Consider the following 20,825-nt stretch of genomic DNA (forward strand, 5'->3'; position numbering starts at 1 on the left):
GACCGGCCGCTACCTCATCGACGGCACCACCACCTGGCACACCATCAACGGCACCGCCACCACAACCACCACCAGCACCCCCCTCACCATCGAAGAACGCACCTCCCACCTCGTCGCCACCCACTGCCACACCCAGCCCAAGCTCGCCGACTGCTGAGCCCTGACGCCCCACGGACGCACGGCGGCGCTCGCCGTGCCCGTGTGCGCGGGCAGCGCCCACCTCTGTGACGCATCGCGTGCGGGTGCCCGTGCGGCTCCGGCGCGAACCGCGCGTGTCTCCGTGGCGCCAGGTGGCGGGATCGCACCCCTTCCGCCTCACAGGCACCGAGCCGTCCACACCGTCGACGCGCATCACCGTCGTCCACAGATGCCCCGCATCCCGTCCACGGCCCGGCCCGGCACCGCGAGGATCGGGACATGCCGAGACTTCCCCTCCGCGCCCGGCGGACCGCCGCCGCAGCCGCCCTGCTCACCGCGCTCATGACCACGTTGCTCGCCTGCACCGCCCCATCCCCGTCGCCCACCGGCAACTCACCTTCCCGGGCCAGGGCGGCCGAGTCGACGACACCGCCCACGACCGCCGCGCCGAGCGCCGCCGCGACCCCGACATCCATCGCGGTCAGCGAGGAGCCGGACGTGCAGGCAGCCGTCGCAGCCGGCGCCGAGTTCTTCGACGTGTTCGCGACGGCCCTCAACGACGGTGACAGCACCGCCCTGCGCCGTTGGGCGGGGCCGGGCTGCGGCTGGTGCGAGAGCATCGCGCAGCAGGTCGACGCCGAGCTGCAGACCGACGGCTCCACGGGGGCGGAGGCTGCGGCGATGGTCCGTCACAGGTTCGACGCCGTCACCACACGTGGCGGGCGCGAAGCGCCGGGTGAGTACGTCGTCGAGGTCGGCGCGGACCACGTCGTCACCACGACCTGGGAGGAGGCTCCGGAGATGTGGCAGATCCACATCGGGGAGCCCGAGCGCCTCGTCCTGGCGCTGGCGCTCACCCCGCGCGACGACGGCTGGCAGGTCGATGGCGTACGTGTCGTCGAGGGTGGTTGAGGCACGAGGCCGCGGCGTCGTCGCGTACCTGACCCACGGGCTGCTGAGCGGATCCCGCAGACCCGGCTCAACCGGACGCCCCGAGGCGCCGATGCAGCGGCATGCCTGCCGACCGCGCACCCTCGGACCGGCACCCCGCGTTCGCCGAACACGCACCTTCGGACCGGCGCCCCGCGTTCGGCGACCGCACCCCGCCGACGGCGCGGCACCCGCGGACGGCCCCGACACGGCGCCCACGCCCCCGACGACGACGCTCGGTCAACCCCACCCGCGGCCTCACCGCGCTGGCGACCGTGCTCGTCGTCGCGTGGATCGGCCTCGGACGCCCCAACACCGTGGACGCTCTGACGGCTGCGCTCCCCTGGCAGCAGGTCACCACCACGACCACGGCACCGCCAGCACAAGCACCGGCGTCGGCACCGGCGGCGGCACCCGTCGACACGACCGACCTGACCACCCCACCCGCGGACGTCGAGGGCCCGTTCCGCGTGGTCCGCGTCGTCGACGGCGACACGTTGATCGTCGCCAAGCCCGACCGCGAGACGCGGGTGCGGCTCATCGGCATCGACACCCCGGAGTCCGTCGCACCCGACCGGCCCGTCGAGTGCTTCGGGCCCGAGGCGTCGGCGCGCACCACCGAGCTGCTGGCCGGGCAGACCGTCACGCTGCGCGGCGACCCGACGCAGGACGGGGTCGACCAGTACGGGCGCGAGCTCGACTACGTGTGGCTGCCTGACGGCCGGCTGCTCAACCACGTGCTGGTCGCCGAGGGGTACGCGGTCGAGCACACCTACGCCGCGCCGTACGCGTACCAGCAGCACCTGCGCGCCGCGCAGCAGCAGGCGCAGGACGCCGGCGCGGGTCTGTGGTCAGCGACCACCTGCGGCGGCGTCACCGGCTGACGGCAGCGGCCCCGGCTCCGCGCCCGACCTACCCGCCGCACTCGGCCCACCCACCGCACCCACAGCACCCGCCCGACCCGTCACATCCGGCCCACCCGACCCCAGCAGACGGTGCGCGAGCATCGTCGACCCGGCGATCGCGGCGGGCATCGTCGCGACCGCACCGCCGGGTACGAGGAAGCACAGCTGCGTCGCCGCGCCGAACCCGAGAGCGACCGTGCGCTGCGCACGCAGCAGCCGGTTGCGCTCGGCACGCGACAGGCCGCGGGCGACGAGCGCGCGCGACGTGAGCTCGTGGGCCAGCACCCAACCCGTGAGCAGGACGCCGGCGACCCACCCGGTCACCGTGCCGATCACGGGGACCAGGCCGAGAGCGCCGGCCAGCACCGCAACCACGAGCCCCCGCGCCATGAGGGCGAACCCGTCGACGGCGCCCCGCCAGAAGCCCGTGTCACCGTCGGGCACGGCACCCGTCTCGTCCTGCTCGACGGCTCGCCAGATGCGGTCGTAGAACGGCTCACCGACCGTCAGCGTCAACGCCGTGAACGTCACGACCACCAGCACGACGGCGGCAGCGAGCACCACGGCCTGCGCGACAAGCTCCGCCACGCGCTCCCAGAACGGGGTCCAGTCGTCGGCGAACGGCGTCAACCAGTCGCCGACGCGCCCCAGGTTCAGCACGAGCACGCCGATCGCGACGACCATCACGACGCCGACCAGCGCCGCGGGCACGAGCCCGAGCGCCATCGTCGACGTCCGTCGCCGCCAGAACCCCCACCCGCGCAGCAGCAGCCGGGCACCGTCGAGGAAGTCACTCATGGTGGCGGCAGCGTACGACGCCCCGGACGACGCGGCCCGACAGGGACGGAACGCGCCGCCCGCGCCCCCACCGGCCCCACCCACACGGTGACCCCGCCATCGGTCGCACGACGACCGACGCGAGCACCACCGATGACGGGGTCGCCGGACGCGGCACCGCTCGACGCCCTCCCCGTCGCACGCGGGACCGCTCGTCACCGTCATCCGTCGCGAGCCGGACCGTCCGAGACCGTCATCCGTCGCGCGGGTGCACCGCGACGAGCGACCGATGACGGGGTCGGTGAGGTCGCTCGTGCGGAGGCCGCGCCGGTGGCTCGTCAGCGCGGCCAGCTCCGTCAGGGGGTCGGGTCGTCGCCCGTCGGGTCGGACGGGTAGACCCGCCGGGTGCCGGTGTCCTGCGTGTCTCCGGGCTCGGGGTCGCCGTCCGGGCCGTGCGCACCGGGCAGCGGCTGGTTCTCGGGGTCGTCCGTCTCGGGACGCTGGCTCGCCGGGTGGACGGTGTCCTCGCTCATGCCCCCACGCTCACGCCGCGGCCGGCGGCACGCCAGCCGACGGGACGAACCCGCCGGTGGCGAGCCAGCCCACCGGGTCCGCCCCCGCTGGACAGCCGACCGAGAATGCCCAGACGGACAATCGCCCAACAAAGCGTCGAACAATGAACGCCGCGAAACGCGGGTGAATTCGCACGGAAACGCCCGTCTGCCCTGGTGAGCGGAGCATCATGGCCCCACCGGTGCCGCGACGGCGCAGCACCGGGGACGCGGCGCAGCGCGTCGCGTCATCCGGCGATCCAGGGGGCGGATCCGCATGACCACATCGACGACCCGACTGCCAGACGACTTCGCACGACCTCGCGGCACGCGACGCGAGGGCGACACGTACCTCGGGGGCGACACCCGACCCGACGGGGACGCCCGACCCGACGGGGACGCCCGACCCGCCGGCGACACGTGCCCCCGGGGCGACACCCGACCCGACAGCGACACCCGACCCGACACCCGGCCCGGAGAGCGCACCCGTCCCGACGACGGCGCACCGCTCGACCCGGGCGTGCGGCGCTGGCTCGAGGACGCGTACCGCGCGGACCTGGGCGCCGTGCGCGTCCGCACGGGTGCCCGGGCGGCGCGCGCCGCGACCGCCGCCGGCGGGGCCGCGGCCTCGCGCGGCACCGACGTCTTCCTGCCCGACACGCTCCGGCCGTTCACGCGCGCGTGGGAGCACGTGCTCGCGCACGAGGTCGCGCACACGCTGCAGGACCCGCACCGGCGGCGGGCGAACGACGAGCACGAGGCCGAGACGTGGGCGCGGCTCGCGCTCGCGGGCGGCCGGCTGCCGCACGACGCGACGGTGCGCACGCCGACCGGCCCGGGCAGCTCTCCGCACCCCACCCGGCGCCCCGCCCTGCGGGCCTTCAACGCGTGGGAGCACCGCCTGCTGGGCGACCTGGGGACGGACGCCCTGGTGACGGTCGCGACGCGGGGTCCGGGGTGGCGCGAGGTGGTGGAGCGGCAGGTGCGGTACCTGCTGCTGTGGCAGGGCGGCGCGCACACGGCGACGGCGGCGCAGATCGCGGCGGTGGACCCGTCGTTGACGGTGGTGACGCTGCGCAGCGGCCTGCTGGCGACGCTCGGCGAGCTGAACGCGGTGGGCGGGGACTTCGCGGCGGACCCGACGGCGATCGACGGGCTGCCGGACGGCACGACCGGCGGGTTCCTGCAGCAGGTGCGGCAGGAGAGCGCGAACCGGCTGCTGCACCTGCTGGGCGACGGTCACGTGGTGCAGTTCCAGGGGGCGATCGCACCGTACGCGGGAGACTCGACGCTCGAGCTGCTGAAGGAGTCGCGCGCGATCGACGAGTTCACGGCGGGCCTGGGGGTGGACCACTACTTCGGGCTGCTGGCGCGCAACGCGTGCCACTTCGCACCGTTCTCGTGGCACCGGTGGCGGGCGTTCCACGCGCGGGCGCGCGACCTCGCGGAGCAGGCGTTCGCGGCGGGCGACCCGGCGCGCAAGCACGACCTGACCGACCGCGCGTGGGTGACCCAGGCGTACGCGGACCACTTCGTGGAGGACTCGTTCGCGGCCGGCCACCTGACCAACAAGACGTTGATCATGCAGTGGTTCTCGCGGTGGGCGGCGGACCAGATCGTGCTGCCGGTGCCGGACTGGGACATGGTGCGCCGCGTGACGGTGGACCTGCAGCCGGCGCTGCACGGTGCGGAGCTGTACGACGTGCTGGCGGACCTGACGTCGCACGACCCGCAGACCGTCGAGGAGCAGCCCGACTACCGGGCGCGGGTCGTCGCGAGCCGTGTCGCACCGGCGGGCGTGCCGGTGGAGGTCGCGTACCGGCAGTACCTGTCGTTCCTCGACGCGGCCGTGGTGCAGCTGTCGTCGAACGTCGTGCACAACCACTACAACGAGGCGTCGTTGACGGTCACGAGCCTGGACGGCGGCCGGTTCCGGGTCTTCGGCGACGAGAAGCTGCTGGACTTCGGCGACGCGGTCGCGCACCCCTCGGCCGCCGTGCACCTGTCGCAGAGCGCGATCCGGGACCTGCTGGAGCGCGGCACCACCACGACCACGCCCGACGACGTGCTGCGCCGCCTGCCCACCGGCGTCGCGACCCCCGCCGGGGACCGCACGCTCGAGGCGTGGCACGACGACGCGCTGCGGCGCACGGTCGAGCGCGACATGTTCGACTCGCTGTGGTCGCGGCTCAAGGAGTTCGTCACGATCGTCAGCCCGCGCATGGGCCTGATCTCGCGCGACCAGCGCACGTCGGGCCTCGTGACGGCGTGGCAGACGAGCCTGCCGGGCAGCGGGTACACCGACGTGCAGCCGCTGTTCGACGGGACGCGCGCGTTCGCGGCGTCGAACGGTCACGTGTACCGGCTGGACCCGGGCGACGGGCACGTGCTCGCGCACAACTCGCTGCCGGGCCGCGGCAACCACGAGACGCGGATCGCGTCCGACGGGGCACGCGTGTACGCGGGCATCGACGGGTACGTCGTCGGCATGGAGGCCGACGGGCTGGGCACGCGGTGGCAGACGTCGCTGCCGGGCTCGGGGTACGCGGTGACGAGCGTGATGGTCGCGCAGGACGGCGCGGTGTACGCGGCGTCGAACGGGCACGTGTACCGCCTCGAACCGGGCACCGGGCACGTGCTGGCCCACAACCCGCTGCCGGGCCGCGGGCGCGAGGAGGTGCGCCTGACGCTCACGCGCGGCACGCTCGTGGCCGGCACCAACGGGTACGTCGTGGGCCTGGCACCGGGCGACCTGGCGACGCGCTGGCAGACGAGCCTGCCCGGTGCGGGGTGGGACGTCGTCGACGTCGCGGGCGTGGAGGCGGGCGTGCTCGTCGGATCCAACGGGCACGTGTACGTGCTGGACCCCGGTGACGGGCGCGTGCTGGCCCACAACGGCCTGTCGGGGCTCGGGTACCACCGGGTCGACGTCGCGTCCGCGGGCGGGACGGCGTTCGTGGGGACGACGGGCCGTGTGCTCGGGCTCGCGCTCGACGGCCTGGCGCGGCGGTGGGACCGGGACCTGTCGATCGCGACGGGCAAGGTCGTGCGGGTGCTCGCGCAGAACGGCTGGGTGTTCGCGGCCGTCAACGGGTACCTGTACCAGCTCGACCCCGCGTCGGGGGCGGTGCTGTACACGAACGACCTGTCGGGCCGCGGGTTCCACGACGTGCAGCTCGCGTCCGACGGGGTCACCGTCTACTGCGGCATCGACGGGTACGTCGTCGGGGTGCGGCCCGACCCGCGCTGACGCGTCCGTCCCCGTCGTCGTGCGCGGCGGCGGGGACGGGCCCCGTCAGGCCGAGCCGACCCCGGCCCGTGCGCGGCGGCGCGCCGTCACGGCGTAGATCCCGACGACGACGGCCACGAGCCCGGCCGTCGCGGCGAGCTGCGCCCGCGCGGCGGCGTCGGTGAGCATGAGCACGACGACGCCCGCGAGCGCGGCGAGCGTCGCCCACGTGAGCCACGGGTACCCCCACATGCGCAGCGGCAGCCCCGCGGGGCCTGCGGCGGCGGCCAGGCGCGGGCGGAGCCGCAGCTGCGACACCACGACGAACACCCACACGACCAGCAGCGACGCGCCGACGGCGTTGAGCAGGATGCCGAGCAGCGCGTCGGGCAGCAGCCAGTTCAGCGCGACGGCGACGAGCCCGAGCGCGACCGACACGAGCACGGCGACCCACGGCACGTCGCGCCGCGACACGCGCCGCAGCACGGCCGGGCCGTCGCCGCGACCGGCGAGCGAGAACGCCATGCGCGACGTCGCGTAGATGTTCGCGTTGAACGCGGACAGCAGCGCGAGCACGACGACGACCTCCATGAGCCGCGCGGCGCCCGGCAGGCCCGCGAGGTCGAGGACGGCGACGAACGGCCCGTCGGCGAGCTGCGGCGAGTCCCACGGCAGCACGAGGACCATGACGGCGACGGAGCCGACGTAGAACGCGAGGATGCGCCACACGATGGAGCGCGTGGCGCGTGCGACGGCGCGCTGCGGGTCGGCGGCCTCGGCGGACGCGATGGTGACGATCTCGATGCCGCCGAACGCGAACAGCACGACGAGCAGCCCGGCCGCGACCCCCGCGACGCCCGTGGGCGCGAACCCGCCGTGGCCCAGCAGGTTCGACGTGCCGACGGGCGACGTGCCGGGCAGCGCGCCGAGCACGAGCAGCACGCCGACCACGAGGAACCCGACGATCGCGGCGACCTTGAGCGCGGCGAACCAGAACTCGAACTCGCCGAACTGCCGCACGCCCGCGAGGTTGACCACGGCGAACACGGCGACGACGACGAGCGCGACGCCCCACTGCGGGACGTCGGGGAACCAGCCGGTGACGATGCGCGCGACGCCCGTGATCTCGGCGCCCAGCACCATGACGATCGTGAACCAGTAGACCCACCCGAGCGTGAACCCGGCCCACCGGCCGAGCGCCTGCTCGGCGTACACGGAGAACGAGCCGGACGCGGGCGACGCGGCGGCCATCTCGGCGAGCATCCGCATGATCATGACGACGAGCACGCCCGCGACGGCGTACGACACGAGGACGGCGGGCCCGGCGGTCGCGATGCCGACGCCGCTGCCGAGGAACAGCCCGGCGCCGATGGCCGAGCCGAGGCCCATCATCGTGAGGTGCCGCGTGCGCAGCCCGTGCCCGAGCGCGCGGTCGGCGGCGGCACCGGGGGCATCCGACGCGACAGGGGCGTCGGCGGCGGGGCCTGCGGCTGACGGGGCAACGGGGTCGGTGCCGGGCACGCCGGCGCTGCCGGACGGGGTGGGGGTCATCGCGCGGGGCCTTCGGTGGTGCGGTCGGTGCGACCGGCCGGCCGCACCGGCGCCCACGGTAGCCCCGCGGTCAGCGCTCCGCGGCGCGCGCGACCGCCCGGGTCGCGGCGGCGAGCGTGCCCGCGAGCACCAGCAGCAGCGCGACGACCAGCAGCGGCCACCACACGGGGCGGGCCTGCGGCGTGAACCACTCGGCGGGCAGGCCGGAGTACCCCGCGTCGAGCGCGCGGTGGGCGGCCAGCAGCGGGGCGGCGGCGTGCACGGCCCACGCGACGAGCACGACCCCGGCAGACACGGCCGCCTGCCGCGCCGTCGTGAACGACAACCCGTGGCCCCGCAGGACCGCGCGCGCCACCGGCAGGGCGGTCAGCAGCAGCGCGGCGACGACGAGCCAGGACACCCACACGCCCACGCCGGCGAGCGCGGCCGTGAGGCCGTCGGGACGGTCGAGCCACAGGTCGACGGCATGGGGCCCGACCGGCTGCACGGGCGACGGGAACCCCTGCCGCGCCGGCGTGTCCCACGCGGAGGTCGGCATCGCGCCGGTGGGCCACACGGGCACGGCGACCATCCACCCCGCCGAGGACCGCACGAGCTCCCGGGCACGCATCGCCGCGACGACGACCGCCCCCAGCGCGCCGAACACCGTCCCGACCGCGACCACGGTCTCGACGACGAGGGCGGGCGGACGCCGGGCACCGGTCGGGGCGGGCAGGTCGAGGACGGCCACAGCAGCTCCTGACGTCAGAGGACGGTCCCGGCGTCATCGTCACCCGCCGCGTCAGTCATGACCGACGCACCGGCACCTCACCCGTCCGGGTCAGGCCTGACCGACACCCGTCACCCGTCCGCCGCCCCCTCCGCCGCCCCGCGTCGCCGACGGACAGGGGTACGGCACGACGGACACGCGCACGCGGCTGTCCGTCGTCCGTGGCACTGTCCGTCGGCGAGGGGCGAGCCGTCAGCGAGGGGTGCGGGCCTTCGGCGAGGGCGCTGTCCGTCGGCGGCCGGCCCGCGCGTCAGCGCAGCGCGGACGTCGCGGCGTCGAACTGCACCATCGCGGCGTCGGTGAGCGGCTCGGCGAACATCGCGTGGGCCACGTCGGTGCCGACGGTGACGGCCTCGAGGCCGTCGGCGGCGAGCTCGGGGACCACCGCGGCGTCGCGGACGCTCGCGACCAGCACGCCGGTGCCCGTGCCGGCGAGCGCGCGGGCCATGGTGCGCAGGTCGGCGCGGCCGTCGCGGCCGGCCTCGGTCATGCGGCCCAGGTACGGCGCGATGAGGCGCGCGCCGGCGGCGGCGGCCAGCACGGCCTGGTTGGGGTGGTAGACGACCGTGAGCAGCACGGGCACCCCGGCGGCCGACAGGCGCCGCGTCGCGACGAGCCCCGGCCCGGTGGCGGGCACCTTGACGACGAGCCGGTCGGACAGGTCGCGCAGCGCGTGGCCCTCGCGCTCGATCGCGTCGGCGTCGGCGGCCGTGGTCTGCACGAACACCTCGTCGGCCCCGGAGGCCAGCAGCCAGGACACGAGCGAGGGCACCTCGGACAGCCGCACGCCCGCGCGCTGCAGGATCAGCGGGTTGGTGGTGACGCCGCGGAACAGGCCCGTGGCCAGCAGGGGCGCCAGCGCGTCACGGTCGGCGCTGTCGAGGTACAGGTCCACGTCATTCCTCCACGCCCGCGGCACGGGCGGTCTCGTCGGGCTGGGGCAGGTCGGCGAGCGCGGCGTACCGCGCGCGGACCTGCGGGTCGAGGGGCGTGCCGGGCTCGACGACGTCGACGACGCGGGGCGTCCACGCGTCGCGGACGTCGCGCACGTCGGCGCCCGCGAGCACGGCGGCGGCCTGCGCGGCGGCGCCGCGCGCGGTGGCCTCGGGCGCGTCGCGGGTCTCGACGGGGGTGCCGAGCGCGTCGGCGAGCACCTGCCGGTACGCGCGCGAGCGCGCCCCGCCGCCGGTGACGACGACGGTCCCGTCGGCGGGTGCGCCCGCGGCGCGGATCGCGTCGTGGCCGCGCACGAGGCCCAGCACGACGCCCTCGTAGGCGGCGAGCGCGAGCTCCTCGCGCGTGGTGTCGGAGCGCAGGCCGCCGAGCAGGCCGCGCGCGTGCGGGCGGCTGGGGCTGCGCTCGCCGTCCAGGTACGCGGCGAGCACGGCGCGGTCGGCGCGGCGCGGGGCCGCGAGCGCGAGGCGCGTGAGCTCGTCGTGGTCGACGCCCAGCAGGCGCGCGACCGTGTCGGTGACCTTGGCGCTGTTGAGCGTGCACACCAGCGGCAACCAGCCGCCGGTCGCGTCGGCGACGCCGTCGACCCAGCCGCTCGCGTCGTGCACGGGCTGCGCGGACGTCGTCATGACGACGCCGGACGTGCCGAGGCTGTAGAGCACCTGCCCGGGCCCGAGCCCGATGCCCAGGGCACCCGCGTGCTGGTCCCCCGCGCCGGCGCCGACCACGACGTCGGGCCGCAGGCCCAGCTCGGCGGCCGCGGGCGTGACGGCCCACCCGGCGGTGTGCGACGGGCCCAGCACCTCGGGCAGCACGTCGGCCCACGGCACGCCGGGGCGCACCCACCGGTCGAGGTGGTCGACGAGGTACCGCCCGGTGTGCGCGGCGTAGTACCCGGTGCCGGACGCCTCCGACCGGTCCGTGACGGCGCGGCCGGTGAGCCGGTACGTCAGCCAGTCGTGCGGCAGCAGCACGTGCGCCGCACGGTCCAGCAGGTCGGGCTCGTGCGCGGCGACCCACGCGAGCTTGGTGACCGTGAACGCCGCGGTCGGCACCGAGCCGACGGCGTCCGCCCACGCGGCCAGGCCGAGGTCGGCGACCATCGCGTCGGCCTGCGGGCTCGACGTCGTGTCGTTCCACAGCTTCACGGGCCGCAGCACGCGGTCGTCGCGGTCGAGCAGCACGAGGCCGTGGCACTGCGCGGCGACGCTCACGGCGTCGACGTCGGACGCGCGCAGCCCGGCCGCGGCGAGCGCCGCCGCGAGGGCCCCGGCGAACGCGTGCCACCAGTCGTCGGGGTGCTGCTCGCTGACCGGCGGCGACGTCGGCGGGTGCGGCGCCCTCCCCGCGCCGAGCAGGCGGCCGTCGGCGGCGTCGCGCAGCTCGACCGTGCAGGACTGCGTCGAGGAGTCGACGCCCGCGACGACCCCCATCAGACCCCCTGGACGCCGGGCACGGCGGGTGCGTCGGGCACGTGCTCGATCTTGCCGACGGCGCCGGCCGGGTGCGTGAACAGCACCTCGTCCCAGCCGTACCCGCGGCGCTGCATGAGGACGGCCGCGAGCGCGTCGCCCCACGCCGCGACCGCGAGGGTCGAGCCCATGGCGATGACGCCGCCCGGGTCGACCTCGGGGCCCGCGTCGACGACGACCGTGAGGTCCGCGACCTGCGCGAGCGTGGACGTGGGCGTCGCGGTGAGCGCGACCACCGGCACGCCGCGCTGCTGGACGCGCCGGGACAGGTCGTTGAGCTCGTCCGACTCGCCGCCGCGGGAGATCGTGATGAGCAGGTCGCCGTGCACCACGGACCCCATCGTGCCGTGCAGCGCGTCCATGCCCGGCAGGAACACGGCGGGCGTGCCGCACACCGACAGCAGGTGCGCCATGCGCCGCGCGACCGCGCCGGACGTGCCCGACCCGGTGACGAACACCTTGCCGGTGCAGCCGCCGACGAGGTCGACCGCCGCGACGAACGTGTCGTCGAGCTGGTCGGCGACCTCGGTGACCCCGCGGCCCTCGCGGCGCACGAGCTCGCGCGCGGCCTCCAGGGTCGTGGCCCGTCCGTCCATGGTGGTGCTCGCTTCCTCGTGGTGCTGGGTGGGGGTCGGGGCCGCGTCGACGGACGCAGCGGCGGGATCGTCAGCGGCGCCGGCGGGCGCGCTCACGCGGCGGCCCACGCGGCCGTGCGCAGCGCGTGCGGCGTGCGGTGGTCGGGCGGCACCTGCTCGCCGGTGCTGCGGCCGTGCGACACGACGACGATGTCGTCGGCGACGTCGCAGATCTCCTCCTCCTCGGAGGACACGAGCACGACCGTGAGGCCGCCCTCGTGGGCCAGCGCCCGCACGATGCGGTGGATCTCGGCCTTGACGCCGAGGTCGACGCCCTTGGTGGGCTCGTCGAGCAGCAGGACCCGCGGGTGCTGCGCGATCGCGCGGGCCAGCAGCACCTTCTGCTGGTTGCCGCCCGAGAGGCTGACGACGGGCCCGTGCCGGTCGCCGCGCACGCGCAGCTCGCCGAGCAGCGCGTCGGCCTCGCGCAGCATGCGCGGCTTGTCGAGCAGGCCCGCGCGCCGGTACCGGCGCAGCACGGGCAGCGCGACGTTCATGGGCGAGTCCAGCGCGGGCACGATGCCGTCGGACTTGCGCTCCTCGGTGAGGTAGACGACGCCGGCGCGCTGGGCGCGGGCGGGCGTCGTCGGCCGGTAGGGCCGGCCGTCGAGCGTGACGGTGCCGGACGTGACGGGTGCGAGCCCGACGAGCGCGCGCAGCACCTCGGTGCGTCCGGCGCCGACCAGGCCGTAGAGGCCGAGCACGCGGCCCGGCTCGGCGGTGAGGCTCACGCCGTGCACGCCGGGTGCCACCAGGTCGCGGACCTCGAGCCGGGGCCCGGTCACGCCCTGCGGCACCCAGCGGTGCACGTCGGCCACGACGGGGGCGGCGGCGGCCGCCCCCGTCGTGCCTGCCTCGGCCGGCACGTCACCGTCAGGGGAGCGGCGACGTGCCTCGTCGGCCTCGGCAGCCTCGTCGCCCGCGATCGCGGCGACCACGTCGTGGCGGCTGACCTCGTCGACGCGCGCGTCGATGCGCACGCGTCCGTCGACCAGCGCGACCACGCGGTTGCACACGGCGTACAGCTCGTCGAGCTTGTGGTCGACGAACACGACGCCCATGCCGCCCGCCGCGAGCGAGCGCACCATCTCGAGCAGCCGCTCGACCTGACCGCCCTCGAGGGAGGTGGTCGGCTCGTCGAGCAGCAGGTAGCGGGCCTTGCGGTGGGTGGCGACGGCGATCTCGAGCATCTGCCGGGTCGCCACGGGGTAGTCCCCCAGGCGCCGGTCGACGTCGACGTCGATGCCGAACTGCTCGACGAGCCGCCGCGCGTCGTCCCGCATGGCCTCGCGGCGCAGCAGGCCGGCGCGCGAGCGCTCGGCGCCCAGGTGCACGTTCTGCGCCACCGTGAGGTTGGGCAGCAGCGCGAGCTCCTGGTAGACGGTCGCGATGCCGGCGCCGATCGCCGCGGCAGGCGAGTCGATCGCGCGGTCCGCGCCGTCGACGACGATCCGCCCGCCCTCGGGCGTGGTGGCGCCGGAGATCACGCGCAGCAGCGTGGACTTCCCGGCGCCGTTGTGACCCACGAGCCCGACGACGTCGCCGGGCCGCACGTCGACCGAGACGCCGTGCAGGACCGGCACTCCGGAGTACCGCTTGACGATGCCGCGGACGCCGAGCCCTGCCGTGCCGTGCGTCCCGGTCGACGTGGTGGTCATGTCAGCCGACCTCGCCCGGGCCGGGGGTCTCGCCGACCGTGAACATCTTCAGCGGCTTGAGGATCTCCTTCTCGGGGGTGCCGCCGTCGACCCACGCGCGGATCTGCTCGACGACGTCGGCGCCGTAGACCGCGGGCTCCTGCGCGACGCAGCCGGGGTACTGCTCGGTGAGCGTGGTCTCGGCGGCGCAGAACCCGTAGACCTTGACCTGGCTGTTGGCACCGAGCGCCTGCAGCGCGCCGTAGGACGCGGGGCCGGTCGACGCGAAGATCACGTTGATGTCGGGGTTGCCGGACAGCATCTCGGTGGTGGCGCGCAGCGAGTCGTCGGGCTTGACGTTGCCGTCGACCTTGGCGACGACCTCGGCGTTCGCGTTCGCCTTGATGGCGTCCTCGAAGCCCTGGTCGCGCATCTGCGTGGGCGTCTCGTCGGGCTCGGTGACGAACCCGATCTTCAGCGCCGCGTCGGCGCCGAGGTCCTTGAGCACCTGCTCGGCGGTCTGCCGGCCGCCCGCGACGTTGTCGGCGCCGAGGTACTGCACGATCGACGCGCCCTGCGACTGCAGCGCGTCGGGGTCGATGCCGACGTTGACGGTGAACACGGGCACGCCCGCGTCGTTCGCGGCCTTGACGATCGCGGCGCCCGGCTCGGACTTGACGGCGTTGAGGGCCAGCGCGCAGGGCTTCTTCTGCAGCATGGACTGCGCCTGCGCGAGCTGGTTCGCGTCGTCGTCGTCGGCGATCTGGACCTCGACCTTGAAGCCGTTCTCGGCGCCCGCGTCCTCGAAGCCCTTCTTCATGGCGACGTAGTACGGGTTGGTGAGGTTGGGCAGCGCGACCGCGACGTAGGGGGTGTCGTCGTCGCAGGACGCCGGGCGCGGGATGCCGCCGGCCTCGGCGGACGAGCCGCTCGTGGCGCCGCCGCCGGACGAGCCGCCGCCGGTGCCGGTGTCGACGGCGCCGCACGCGCCGAGCGCGAGGGTGAGGGCGCACAGGCCGGTGGCCAGCGCAGGGATCCGAAGCTTCATCGCTCTCTCTCCTGGGTGTGGTGGGACGGTCGTGCGGCGGGTCGCCGGGACGTCGCGTCGCACGGGACGTGGGTACGTGGGGGTGGGCCGTGGGTGCGGGTGTGGGGCGGCTCAGCCGGTGCGTGCGCCGTCGGCGGCGCGCGCGGGCTGCGGTGCGTCGCTCGTGGCGACGGGGTCCGCGGGCGGGGTGGGTCCGCCGCGGTGCAGGACGCGTCCGAGCAGGTCGCTCAGGGACGACTGCCGGCGGTAGGTGTCGATGATGACGCCGCCGAGGATGATGAGGCCGATGACCAGGGGCTGCCAGTAGCTCTGCACGCCGACGACGTTCATGCCGTTGGAGACCGTGCCGATGAGCACGGCGCCGAGCAGCGCGCCGGGCAGCGAGCCGATGCCGCCGAAGAGGCTGACGCCGCCGACGACGGCCGCGGCGATCGAGTAGAAGAGCTCGTTGCCGGAGCCGGCCGACGGGTAGCCGACCATGAGTCGCGAGGTGACGATGAGGCCGCCCATGCCGGCGCACAGGCCGGACAGCGCGTAGACGAGCATGGTGACGCGGCCGATCGGGATGCCGGACAGGCGCGAGGTCTCGCGGTTGCCGCCGACGGCGTAGATGTGGACGCCCGTGGGGGTGAGCCGCAGCAGGACCGTGAGGACGATCGCGAAGACGACGACGAGCACGACCGGCATGGGCACGCCGAACAGCGAGCCGCGGCCGATGATCGCGAACATCGGGTCGGCGACGTTGACGGAGCTGGCGCCGGTGAGGATGAGGGGGATGCTCGCGGCGACGCCGAAGGCGGCGAACGTGACGATGAACGGCGGCAGCCTGAGGTAGTGGATGAGCGCGCCGTTGACGGTGCCGACGAGCGCGCCGACGGCGAGCGCCGCGAGGGCCGCGACCCACCAGGGTGCGCCGCTGCGCATCGTGAGCGCCGCGATCATGCCGGTGAGCGCGACGTTCGACCCCGTGGACAGGTCGATGCCGCCCGTGAGGAGCACGAACGCCTGGCCCATCGCGAGGAACGCGATGACCGCTCCGTTGAGCAGCAGCAGGTTCGCGTTGTCGAACGTGCGGAACGTCGGGGACATCAGCCCGAAGATCGCCGCCACCAGCACGATGACGGCGAAGATGCCGAGCTCTTCGGGGATCCGGCGTCGTCTCGCCATCGGTCCTGCCTCCTTGCAGATCGCTCATCTGAGCACCGCTCTATGCTCATCTGCCACCGACAGTACGTCCGGCGCCCGGCCTTGTCCACCGGCCCGAAGGTCACGGTTCAGAAACGTTCGAGCGCGCTACAGTGCTCACATGAGCGACACAGACGTGCGCGGCGCCACCGTCGACGACCGCGCCCTGATGGTCCTGGCCGCCCGCCGCTACTACGTCGACGACGCCTCCAAGGTGCAGATCGCCGACGAGCTCGGCGTCTCCCGCTTCAAGGTCGCGCGCCTGCTCGAGCAGGCACGCGCGACCGGCGTCGTCACCATCACCATCCACGCCGACGGCCTGCAGCACCCCGCGCTCGCCGCACGCGTGCGCGACCACCTCGGCCTCACCGACGTCACGGTCGTCGAGGCCGGCGACGACCCCGACGCCGTGCGCCGGCACGTCGGCGAGGCCGCCGCCGAGATCCTCGGGTCCACGCTGCGCGCGGGCGAGGTGCTGGGCCTCGCGTGGGGCCGCACGCTCACCGCCATGAGCGCCGCCATGCCGCCCCTGCCGCGCGTCGACGTCGTGCAGCTCACCGGCGCCATCGGCACCGACCTCGACGAGTCCCCCGTCGAGGTCGTGCGGCGCGTCGCGCTGCGCTCGGGCGGCACCGCGCGCCCGCTGTTCGCGCCGCTCGTCGTCGACGACCCCCGCACCGCGCAGGCCCTGCGCCGCCAGCCCGACGTCGCCGCCGCCCTGCGCATGTACGACGACGTCACCACCGCCGTCGTGTCCGTCGGCTCGTGGGCCCCGCCGGACTCGCAGCTGCTGCGCACCATCGGCGACGACGAGCGCGACGCGCTGCTCGCCGCGGGCGTGCGCGCCGAGGTCGCGTCGCTGCTCGTCTCCGACGACGGCCACCTCGTCGCACCGCACTTCCAGGACCGCTGCCTGACCATCGGGTTCGAGCAGATGCGCGCGATCCCCCGCATCGTCGCCGCCGCGGGCGGCGCGCAGAAGGCCCTCGCGGTCGCCGCGATCGTCCGCGCCGGGCTGTGCACCGAGCTCGTCACCGACCGCGCGCTCGCCGAGGCGCTGCTCGAGCTGCCGTCCCCCGCGACCGACCGCCCGCGCGCGTGACCCCGGACGGGGCGGGTGCGGGAGCCTTCGACGTCGCCGCCTCGCTGTGGTCGACGCCGCCCGCCGACCTCGACGCCGAGGCCGCGCGCCTGACCGCGGCCGGGCTGCGCCGCTGGCACTGGGACGTCTCCGACGGCGCGTTCGCGGCCCCCGGCGGGTTCGACCCCGCGACCGTCGCGCGCCTGACCGCCGCGACCGGCCTGCCGGGCGAGGCGCACCTCATGGTCACCGACCCGCGCCCCGTGCTCGACGCGTGGGCCGACGTGTGCGGCACGGTGATCGTGCACGCCGAGGCCACCGGCTGGCGCGAGGCGGTCGAGCACGTCCGCGCACGGGGTGCGCGCGGGGGCGTCGCGCTCTCCCCCGGCACGCCGCTCGACGTGCTCGACGACCTGCCGCCCGACGTCGTCGTGCTGGTCATGGCGATCACGCCCGGGCAGGCGGGCAGCACGTTCCTGCCCGGCACGCCCGCGCGGCTCGACGCGCTCGCCGGCCGGCACCCGGGCCTCGGCGTCGACGGCGGCGTCACGCTCGACCACGCGCGCACGTGCGCGCGGCACGGCGCCACCTGGGTCGTCAGCGGCTCCGCGCTGTGCGCGGCCCCCGACCCCGCCGCGTGGCTCGCGCGCGCTCGCACGTCCTGACACGCCCACCCTCGACGGCACCACCGGAGAGCGGCGCCGGGCGCGCCGGGCTCCAGCGCGGTGCACGGGTCCGGCACGCGCCGCATGCATGACGTCATCTACGCATGCAGAATGCTGCGAGCCGGCCTACCTGAGGGCATGAGCGTCTCCCTGACGGTCCGCGACGTGCCCGACGACGTGCGGGACGAGCTCGCCGCGCGGGCGGCACGCAGCGGCCGCTCGCTGCAGGAGTACCTGCGAGCGACCCTCACGGAGCTCGCGTCGCGGCCGTCCGCGGCCGACGCCCTCGCGACCGCGCGAGGCCGCGCCCGCTCCTACCCCGACCTCACCGCGCAGGACGTGCTGGACGACCTCGACGCCGGCCGACGGTGACCGGCCCGCTCGTCGTCGACGCCTCCGCCGTGCTCGCCGTGCTGCTCGACCCGGGCAGGCGTGGCGAGCAGGCCGCCCGGCACGCGCGCGACGCGCGGCTCGTCGCCCCCGACCTCCTGGGGTACGAGCTGCTGAACGTGCTGCGCCGCCGCCGCGCCTCGGGCCGCCTCACCACCCGCCAGGCCGACCTCGCGGTCCGCACGTGGGACGAGCTGCCCGTCGAGCTGTGGGCCCTCGCCCCTCTCCAGGACCGCGTGTGGCGGCTCGCCCACAACCTGTCGGCGTACGACGCCGCGTACGTCGCGCTCGCCGAGCACCTCGACGCACCGCTGCTCACCGGCGACCACCGCCTGGCAGCCGCACCCGGCGTCGGCTGCACCGTCGTCACGGTCTGAGCGCGGCCGCGGCCCAGGCCTGCACGCCCGCACGCCCCGACCGTGACCTCCCGGCAACACGCGTGACACACCGTGCTCGTACCGTCGCGGGACCGGCCGGGCGGGAGCCCGGGACGGGCGCACGGCACGTGCGCGCTCGGCTCCGTCCGCACCCGTGGACACGGCGGTCCCGACGCGTCACGCTGGGCCCGGACCCGACCCCTCGGGCCGCACCCGCAGGTCGAGTCAGGGCGCACGTCGCGAGGAGGGCCGCATGTTCGAGCACGTCGACCCCTTCATCGGCACGGACGCGACCGACCTGCCCGCACCGTCGGGCCTCGCGGCGACGTGGTGGTGGCCCAAGCCGCAGGTCGGCAACACGCACCCGGGCGCGACGTACCCGTTCGGCATGGTCTCGGCGTGCGCGTACTCGGGCGCGTACCCCACGGGGTACGGGCGGTACGACCTGTCGACCGAGGGCCGCCCGCCCGTGCTGCACGACCGGCTCGTGGCCAGCGGGTTCACGCACTTCCAGCAGTCCGGCACGGGTGCGATCCGCAAGTACTACAACTACTTCCGCGTGACGCCCATGCTGTCGCCCCTGGACGACCTCGGGCAGGCGTGGGAGATCGTCGACGAGGTCGCGCAGCCCGGGTACTACGCGGCGACGCTCGCGTCGGGCATCCGCGCCGAGATCACGGTCGGCCCCAAGTCGGCCGTGCACCGGTACACGTTCCCCGCGCACCACGACGCGCGCCTCGTCATCGACTTCTCGCTCGGCGGGCTCGACATCCCGTACGGCCGGACCATCCCGCTGCGCGCGCACCTCGGGTCCGTCGCGCCGGGGTGCGCCGAGGGCGAGGTCGTCGTCGAGGGGGCGCCGCTCGCGGTGCGGGTCGAGTGCGACGCCCAGCACTGGCGGCAGATGCTCTGGTACGACCGGCGGCTCATGCCCGGCGGCACGCGCCTCGACTTCGACCGCATCCGCCCCACGACGCTGCGCCCGTTCGGGCTCATGTGGGCCGGGCCGACCGAGCCGGGGCAGGTCGTCGAGCTGCGGTTCGGGTTCTCGCTGCGGGGCGTCGAGCAGGCCGCGCGCACGCTCGAGCACGAGTGCGGGCCGGGGCCGTCGTCGTTCGACCGCCGACGCGCGACCACGCAGGCCGTGTGGCGCGAGCACCTCGGCAAGGTGCAGGTCGACACGCCGTCGTCGGACCGCGCGACCGTGCTCGGCACCGCGCTGTACCACTCGCTGATCAAGCCGTGCCTCGCGGTCGACGAGTCCCCGTTCTGGCCGACGCCCGGCCCGTTCGCGTTCGACCTGTCGACCATGTGGGACATCTACCGCACGCACCTGCCGCTCATGACGACGCTCGCGCCGGACCGCGCGGTCGAGCTCGCGAACGCGCTGCTGCACATCGCCGAGGAGGAGGGCAACCTGCCCATCGGCTACCGCATGGCGCGCGGTGCGGACCGGTTCAGCCGGCAGGGGTCGGCGCTCGCGCACACGTTCCTCGCCGACCTGTGCGCGCTGGGGCTGCCGGGCGTCGACTGGGACTGGGCCCTGGTGCACATGCACGACGACCTGCGCCGCACGTACGGCGAGGAGTTCCTGCTGCACGGGCGCACGCACCCCATCAGCCACACGCTCGACATCGCGTTCGGGTACTGGTGCTCGGCGATCGTCGCGGGGCGCGTCGGGGACCTCACGCTCGTCGAGCAGTTCGGGCCGCTCGCGGCGCGGTGGGCCAACGCGTTCGACCCGGCGACGGGGCTGCTGCACGACTCGACGTACTACGAGGGCGGCCGGTGGAACTACTCGTTCCGGCTGCTGCACGACATGGCCTCGCGCATCGACCTCGCGGGCGGCGACGACGCGTTCGTCGCGATGCTCGACCGGTTCTTCGGCTTCGGCGCCGACCCCGTCAAGCAGCCCGGTCTGCTGCCGGACGTCGACGAGATGGCCGCCGGGTACGCGCTCGACCGGTTCGAGGGCCTCAACAACGAGCCCGACATGGAGGCCCCCTGGGCGTACATGTACGCGGGGCGCCCCGACCGCACGGCGCAGGTCGTGCACGACGTCGTGCACCAGCAGTTCGGCACCGGCCGCGGCGGCCTGCCGGGCAACGACGACTCCGGCGGCCTGTCGTCCTGGTACGTGTGGGCGACGCTCGGGCTGTTCCCCGTCGCGGGGCAGAACCTGTTCCTGCTGAACGCGCCCGCGTGGCGCGAGGCCCGGCTCGACGTGGGCGGCCGCGCGCTGACGATCGAGACGACGGGGTTCGTCGAGCCCGAGCCGGGCGGCCCCGTGCAGCACGTGCAGTCGGTGCACCTCGACGGCGTGCCGCTCGACCGGCCGTTCCTCACCGGCGGCGAGCTGCACGCGGGCGGTCGGCTGCTGGTCGGCCTGGGCCCGGAGCCGTCGGGCTGGGGCACGCAGCACCGACCACCCAGCGCGCGGGCGCCGCACGTCGACGTCCCGCTCCCCCGCCTGACCCGCCCGTAGCCCGGCCCCGCTCCTCCCGACCGCCCCCCTGACCGCCCCTCCCCTG

18 protein-coding genes are annotated in these 20,825 nt (G+C 75.3%); 8 read left to right on the plus strand and 10 right to left on the minus strand.

Annotated features, from left to right (window positions below; genetic code table 11):
* Positions 1 to 636 precede the first annotated feature (636 nt).
* Together E4A51_RS08715 and E4A51_RS08720 are read left to right on the plus strand one after the other, a co-directional pair.
* Complete coding sequence (locus E4A51_RS08715) at positions 637 to 1,050, plus strand: hypothetical protein (protein ID WP_134851506.1); 414 nt, start codon at positions 637 to 639, stop codon at positions 1,048 to 1,050.
* 293 nt (positions 1,051 to 1,343) lie between these two features.
* Complete coding sequence (locus E4A51_RS08720) at positions 1,344 to 1,952, plus strand: thermonuclease family protein (protein ID WP_167748875.1); 609 nt, start codon at positions 1,344 to 1,346, stop codon at positions 1,950 to 1,952.
* Here the strand turns inward: E4A51_RS08720 and E4A51_RS08725 are convergent.
* Together E4A51_RS08725 and E4A51_RS18320 are read right to left on the minus strand one after the other, a co-directional pair.
* A complete protein-coding gene (locus E4A51_RS08725; RefSeq protein WP_082739665.1) occupies positions 1,920 to 2,771 on the minus strand; it encodes an EI24 domain-containing protein in 852 nt (283 codons plus the stop codon). The genes E4A51_RS08720 and E4A51_RS08725 overlap by 33 nt on opposite strands.
* Positions 2,772 to 3,106: 335 nt before the next feature.
* Complete coding sequence (locus E4A51_RS18320; protein WP_163276522.1) at positions 3,107 to 3,283, minus strand: hypothetical protein; 177 nt, start codon at positions 3,281 to 3,283, stop codon at positions 3,107 to 3,109.
* 295 nt (positions 3,284 to 3,578) lie between these two features.
* On the opposite strand from E4A51_RS18320, the gene E4A51_RS08730 reads away from it, so the two are divergent.
* Entirely contained in the window at positions 3,579 to 6,551 is a 2,973-nt protein-coding gene (locus E4A51_RS08730; protein ID WP_255430552.1) for a DUF4157 domain-containing protein, read from the plus strand.
* Between the two features lie 45 nt (positions 6,552 to 6,596).
* On the opposite strand, the gene E4A51_RS08735 is transcribed toward E4A51_RS08730, so the two are convergent.
* From E4A51_RS08735 to E4A51_RS08770, 8 genes are all read right to left on the minus strand, one after another.
* On the minus strand, positions 6,597 to 8,081 hold the full coding sequence (locus E4A51_RS08735; RefSeq protein WP_134851508.1) for an amino acid permease: 1,485 nt from the start codon (positions 8,079 to 8,081) through the stop codon (positions 6,597 to 6,599).
* Positions 8,082 to 8,151: 70 nt separating this feature from the next.
* Positions 8,152 to 8,811, minus strand: a complete 660-nt coding sequence (locus E4A51_RS08740; RefSeq protein ID WP_134851509.1) for a hypothetical protein — start codon at positions 8,809 to 8,811, stop codon at positions 8,152 to 8,154.
* A 289-nt stretch (positions 8,812 to 9,100) separates the two neighbouring features.
* Positions 9,101 to 9,745, minus strand: coding sequence for a transaldolase family protein (locus E4A51_RS08745; RefSeq protein WP_070318715.1), 645 nt, complete (start codon positions 9,743 to 9,745; stop codon positions 9,101 to 9,103).
* Between the two features lies 1 nt (position 9,746).
* Entirely contained in the window at positions 9,747 to 11,237 is a 1,491-nt protein-coding gene (xylB, locus tag E4A51_RS08750; protein ID WP_134851511.1) for a xylulokinase, read from the minus strand.
* Positions 11,237 to 11,872 carry an SIS domain-containing protein gene (locus tag E4A51_RS08755; protein ID WP_062103239.1) on the minus strand — a complete coding sequence of 212 codons (636 nt, stop codon included), beginning with the start codon at positions 11,870 to 11,872 and terminating at the stop codon, positions 11,237 to 11,239. Before E4A51_RS08755 ends, xylB begins: the two co-directional genes overlap by 1 nt.
* 92 nt (positions 11,873 to 11,964) lie before the next feature.
* Positions 11,965 to 13,569 (minus strand): sugar ABC transporter ATP-binding protein, encoded by a 1,605-nt coding sequence (locus tag E4A51_RS08760; RefSeq protein WP_134851512.1) that lies wholly within the window; start codon positions 13,567 to 13,569, stop codon positions 11,965 to 11,967.
* Between the two features lies 1 nt (position 13,570).
* The gene (locus E4A51_RS08765; RefSeq protein WP_070318717.1) at positions 13,571 to 14,596 is read right to left on the minus strand and encodes a substrate-binding domain-containing protein; all 1,026 of its coding nucleotides are present in this window, start codon (positions 14,594 to 14,596) and stop codon (positions 13,571 to 13,573) included.
* Positions 14,597 to 14,707: 111 nt separating this feature from the next.
* On the minus strand, positions 14,708 to 15,763 hold the full coding sequence (locus E4A51_RS08770; RefSeq protein WP_082739671.1) for an ABC transporter permease: 1,056 nt from the start codon (positions 15,761 to 15,763) through the stop codon (positions 14,708 to 14,710).
* A 139-nt stretch (positions 15,764 to 15,902) separates the two neighbouring features.
* Between E4A51_RS08770 and E4A51_RS08775 the strand changes: the two genes are divergently transcribed.
* From E4A51_RS08775 to E4A51_RS08795, 5 genes are all read left to right on the plus strand, one after another.
* On the plus strand, positions 15,903 to 16,883 hold the full coding sequence (locus tag E4A51_RS08775) for a sugar-binding transcriptional regulator (RefSeq protein ID WP_046529508.1): 981 nt from the start codon (positions 15,903 to 15,905) through the stop codon (positions 16,881 to 16,883).
* The gene (locus E4A51_RS08780) at positions 16,880 to 17,527 is read left to right on the plus strand and encodes a ribulose-phosphate 3-epimerase (protein WP_167748876.1); all 648 of its coding nucleotides are present in this window, start codon (positions 16,880 to 16,882) and stop codon (positions 17,525 to 17,527) included. The genes E4A51_RS08775 and E4A51_RS08780 overlap by 4 nt, the downstream gene beginning before the upstream one ends.
* Positions 17,528 to 17,665: 138 nt before the next feature.
* Complete coding sequence (locus E4A51_RS08785) at positions 17,666 to 17,899, plus strand: hypothetical protein (RefSeq protein ID WP_046529510.1); 234 nt, start codon at positions 17,666 to 17,668, stop codon at positions 17,897 to 17,899.
* Positions 17,896 to 18,294: a type II toxin-antitoxin system VapC family toxin gene (locus E4A51_RS08790; protein ID WP_134851515.1), complete on the plus strand. Its 399-nt coding sequence runs from the start codon at positions 17,896 to 17,898 to the stop codon at positions 18,292 to 18,294. The genes E4A51_RS08785 and E4A51_RS08790 overlap by 4 nt, the downstream gene beginning before the upstream one ends.
* Positions 18,295 to 18,547: 253 nt before the next feature.
* On the plus strand, positions 18,548 to 20,779 hold the full coding sequence (locus E4A51_RS08795; RefSeq protein WP_134851516.1) for a glycoside hydrolase domain-containing protein: 2,232 nt from the start codon (positions 18,548 to 18,550) through the stop codon (positions 20,777 to 20,779).
* The last annotated feature ends 46 nt before the right edge of the window (positions 20,780 to 20,825 follow it).

This window comes from Cellulomonas sp. HD19AZ1 (assembly GCF_004535805.1).
GTDB lineage: Bacteria > Actinomycetota > Actinomycetes > Actinomycetales > Cellulomonadaceae > Cellulomonas > Cellulomonas iranensis.

What these genes read in the sequence shown, in the direction of transcription:
- E4A51_RS08730 (WP_255430552.1), top strand. Translation starts at nt 3,579, where the DNA reads ATGACCACATCGACGACCCGACTGCCAGACGACTTCGCACGACCTCGC.
- E4A51_RS08775 (WP_046529508.1), top strand. Translation starts at nt 15,903, where the DNA reads ATGAGCGACACAGACGTGCGCGGCGCCACCGTCGACGACCGCGCCCTG.
- E4A51_RS08725 (WP_082739665.1), bottom strand. Translation starts at nt 2,771, where the DNA reads ATGAGTGACTTCCTCGACGGTGCCCGGCTGCTGCTGCGCGGGTGGGGG.
- E4A51_RS08765 (WP_070318717.1), bottom strand. Translation starts at nt 14,596, where the DNA reads ATGAAGCTTCGGATCCCTGCGCTGGCCACCGGCCTGTGCGCCCTCACC.
- E4A51_RS08760 (WP_134851512.1), bottom strand. Translation starts at nt 13,569, where the DNA reads ATGACCACCACGTCGACCGGGACGCACGGCACGGCAGGGCTCGGCGTC.
- E4A51_RS08795 (WP_134851516.1), top strand. Translation starts at nt 18,548, where the DNA reads ATGTTCGAGCACGTCGACCCCTTCATCGGCACGGACGCGACCGACCTG.
- E4A51_RS08785 (WP_046529510.1), top strand. Translation starts at nt 17,666, where the DNA reads ATGAGCGTCTCCCTGACGGTCCGCGACGTGCCCGACGACGTGCGGGAC.
- E4A51_RS08755 (WP_062103239.1), bottom strand. Translation starts at nt 11,872, where the DNA reads ATGGACGGACGGGCCACGACCCTGGAGGCCGCGCGCGAGCTCGTGCGC.
- xylB (WP_134851511.1), bottom strand. Translation starts at nt 11,237, where the DNA reads ATGGGGGTCGTCGCGGGCGTCGACTCCTCGACGCAGTCCTGCACGGTC.
- E4A51_RS08770 (WP_082739671.1), bottom strand. Translation starts at nt 15,763, where the DNA reads ATGGCGAGACGACGCCGGATCCCCGAAGAGCTCGGCATCTTCGCCGTC.
- E4A51_RS18320 (WP_163276522.1), bottom strand. Translation starts at nt 3,283, where the DNA reads ATGAGCGAGGACACCGTCCACCCGGCGAGCCAGCGTCCCGAGACGGAC.
- E4A51_RS08735 (WP_134851508.1), bottom strand. Translation starts at nt 8,081, where the DNA reads ATGACCCCCACCCCGTCCGGCAGCGCCGGCGTGCCCGGCACCGACCCC.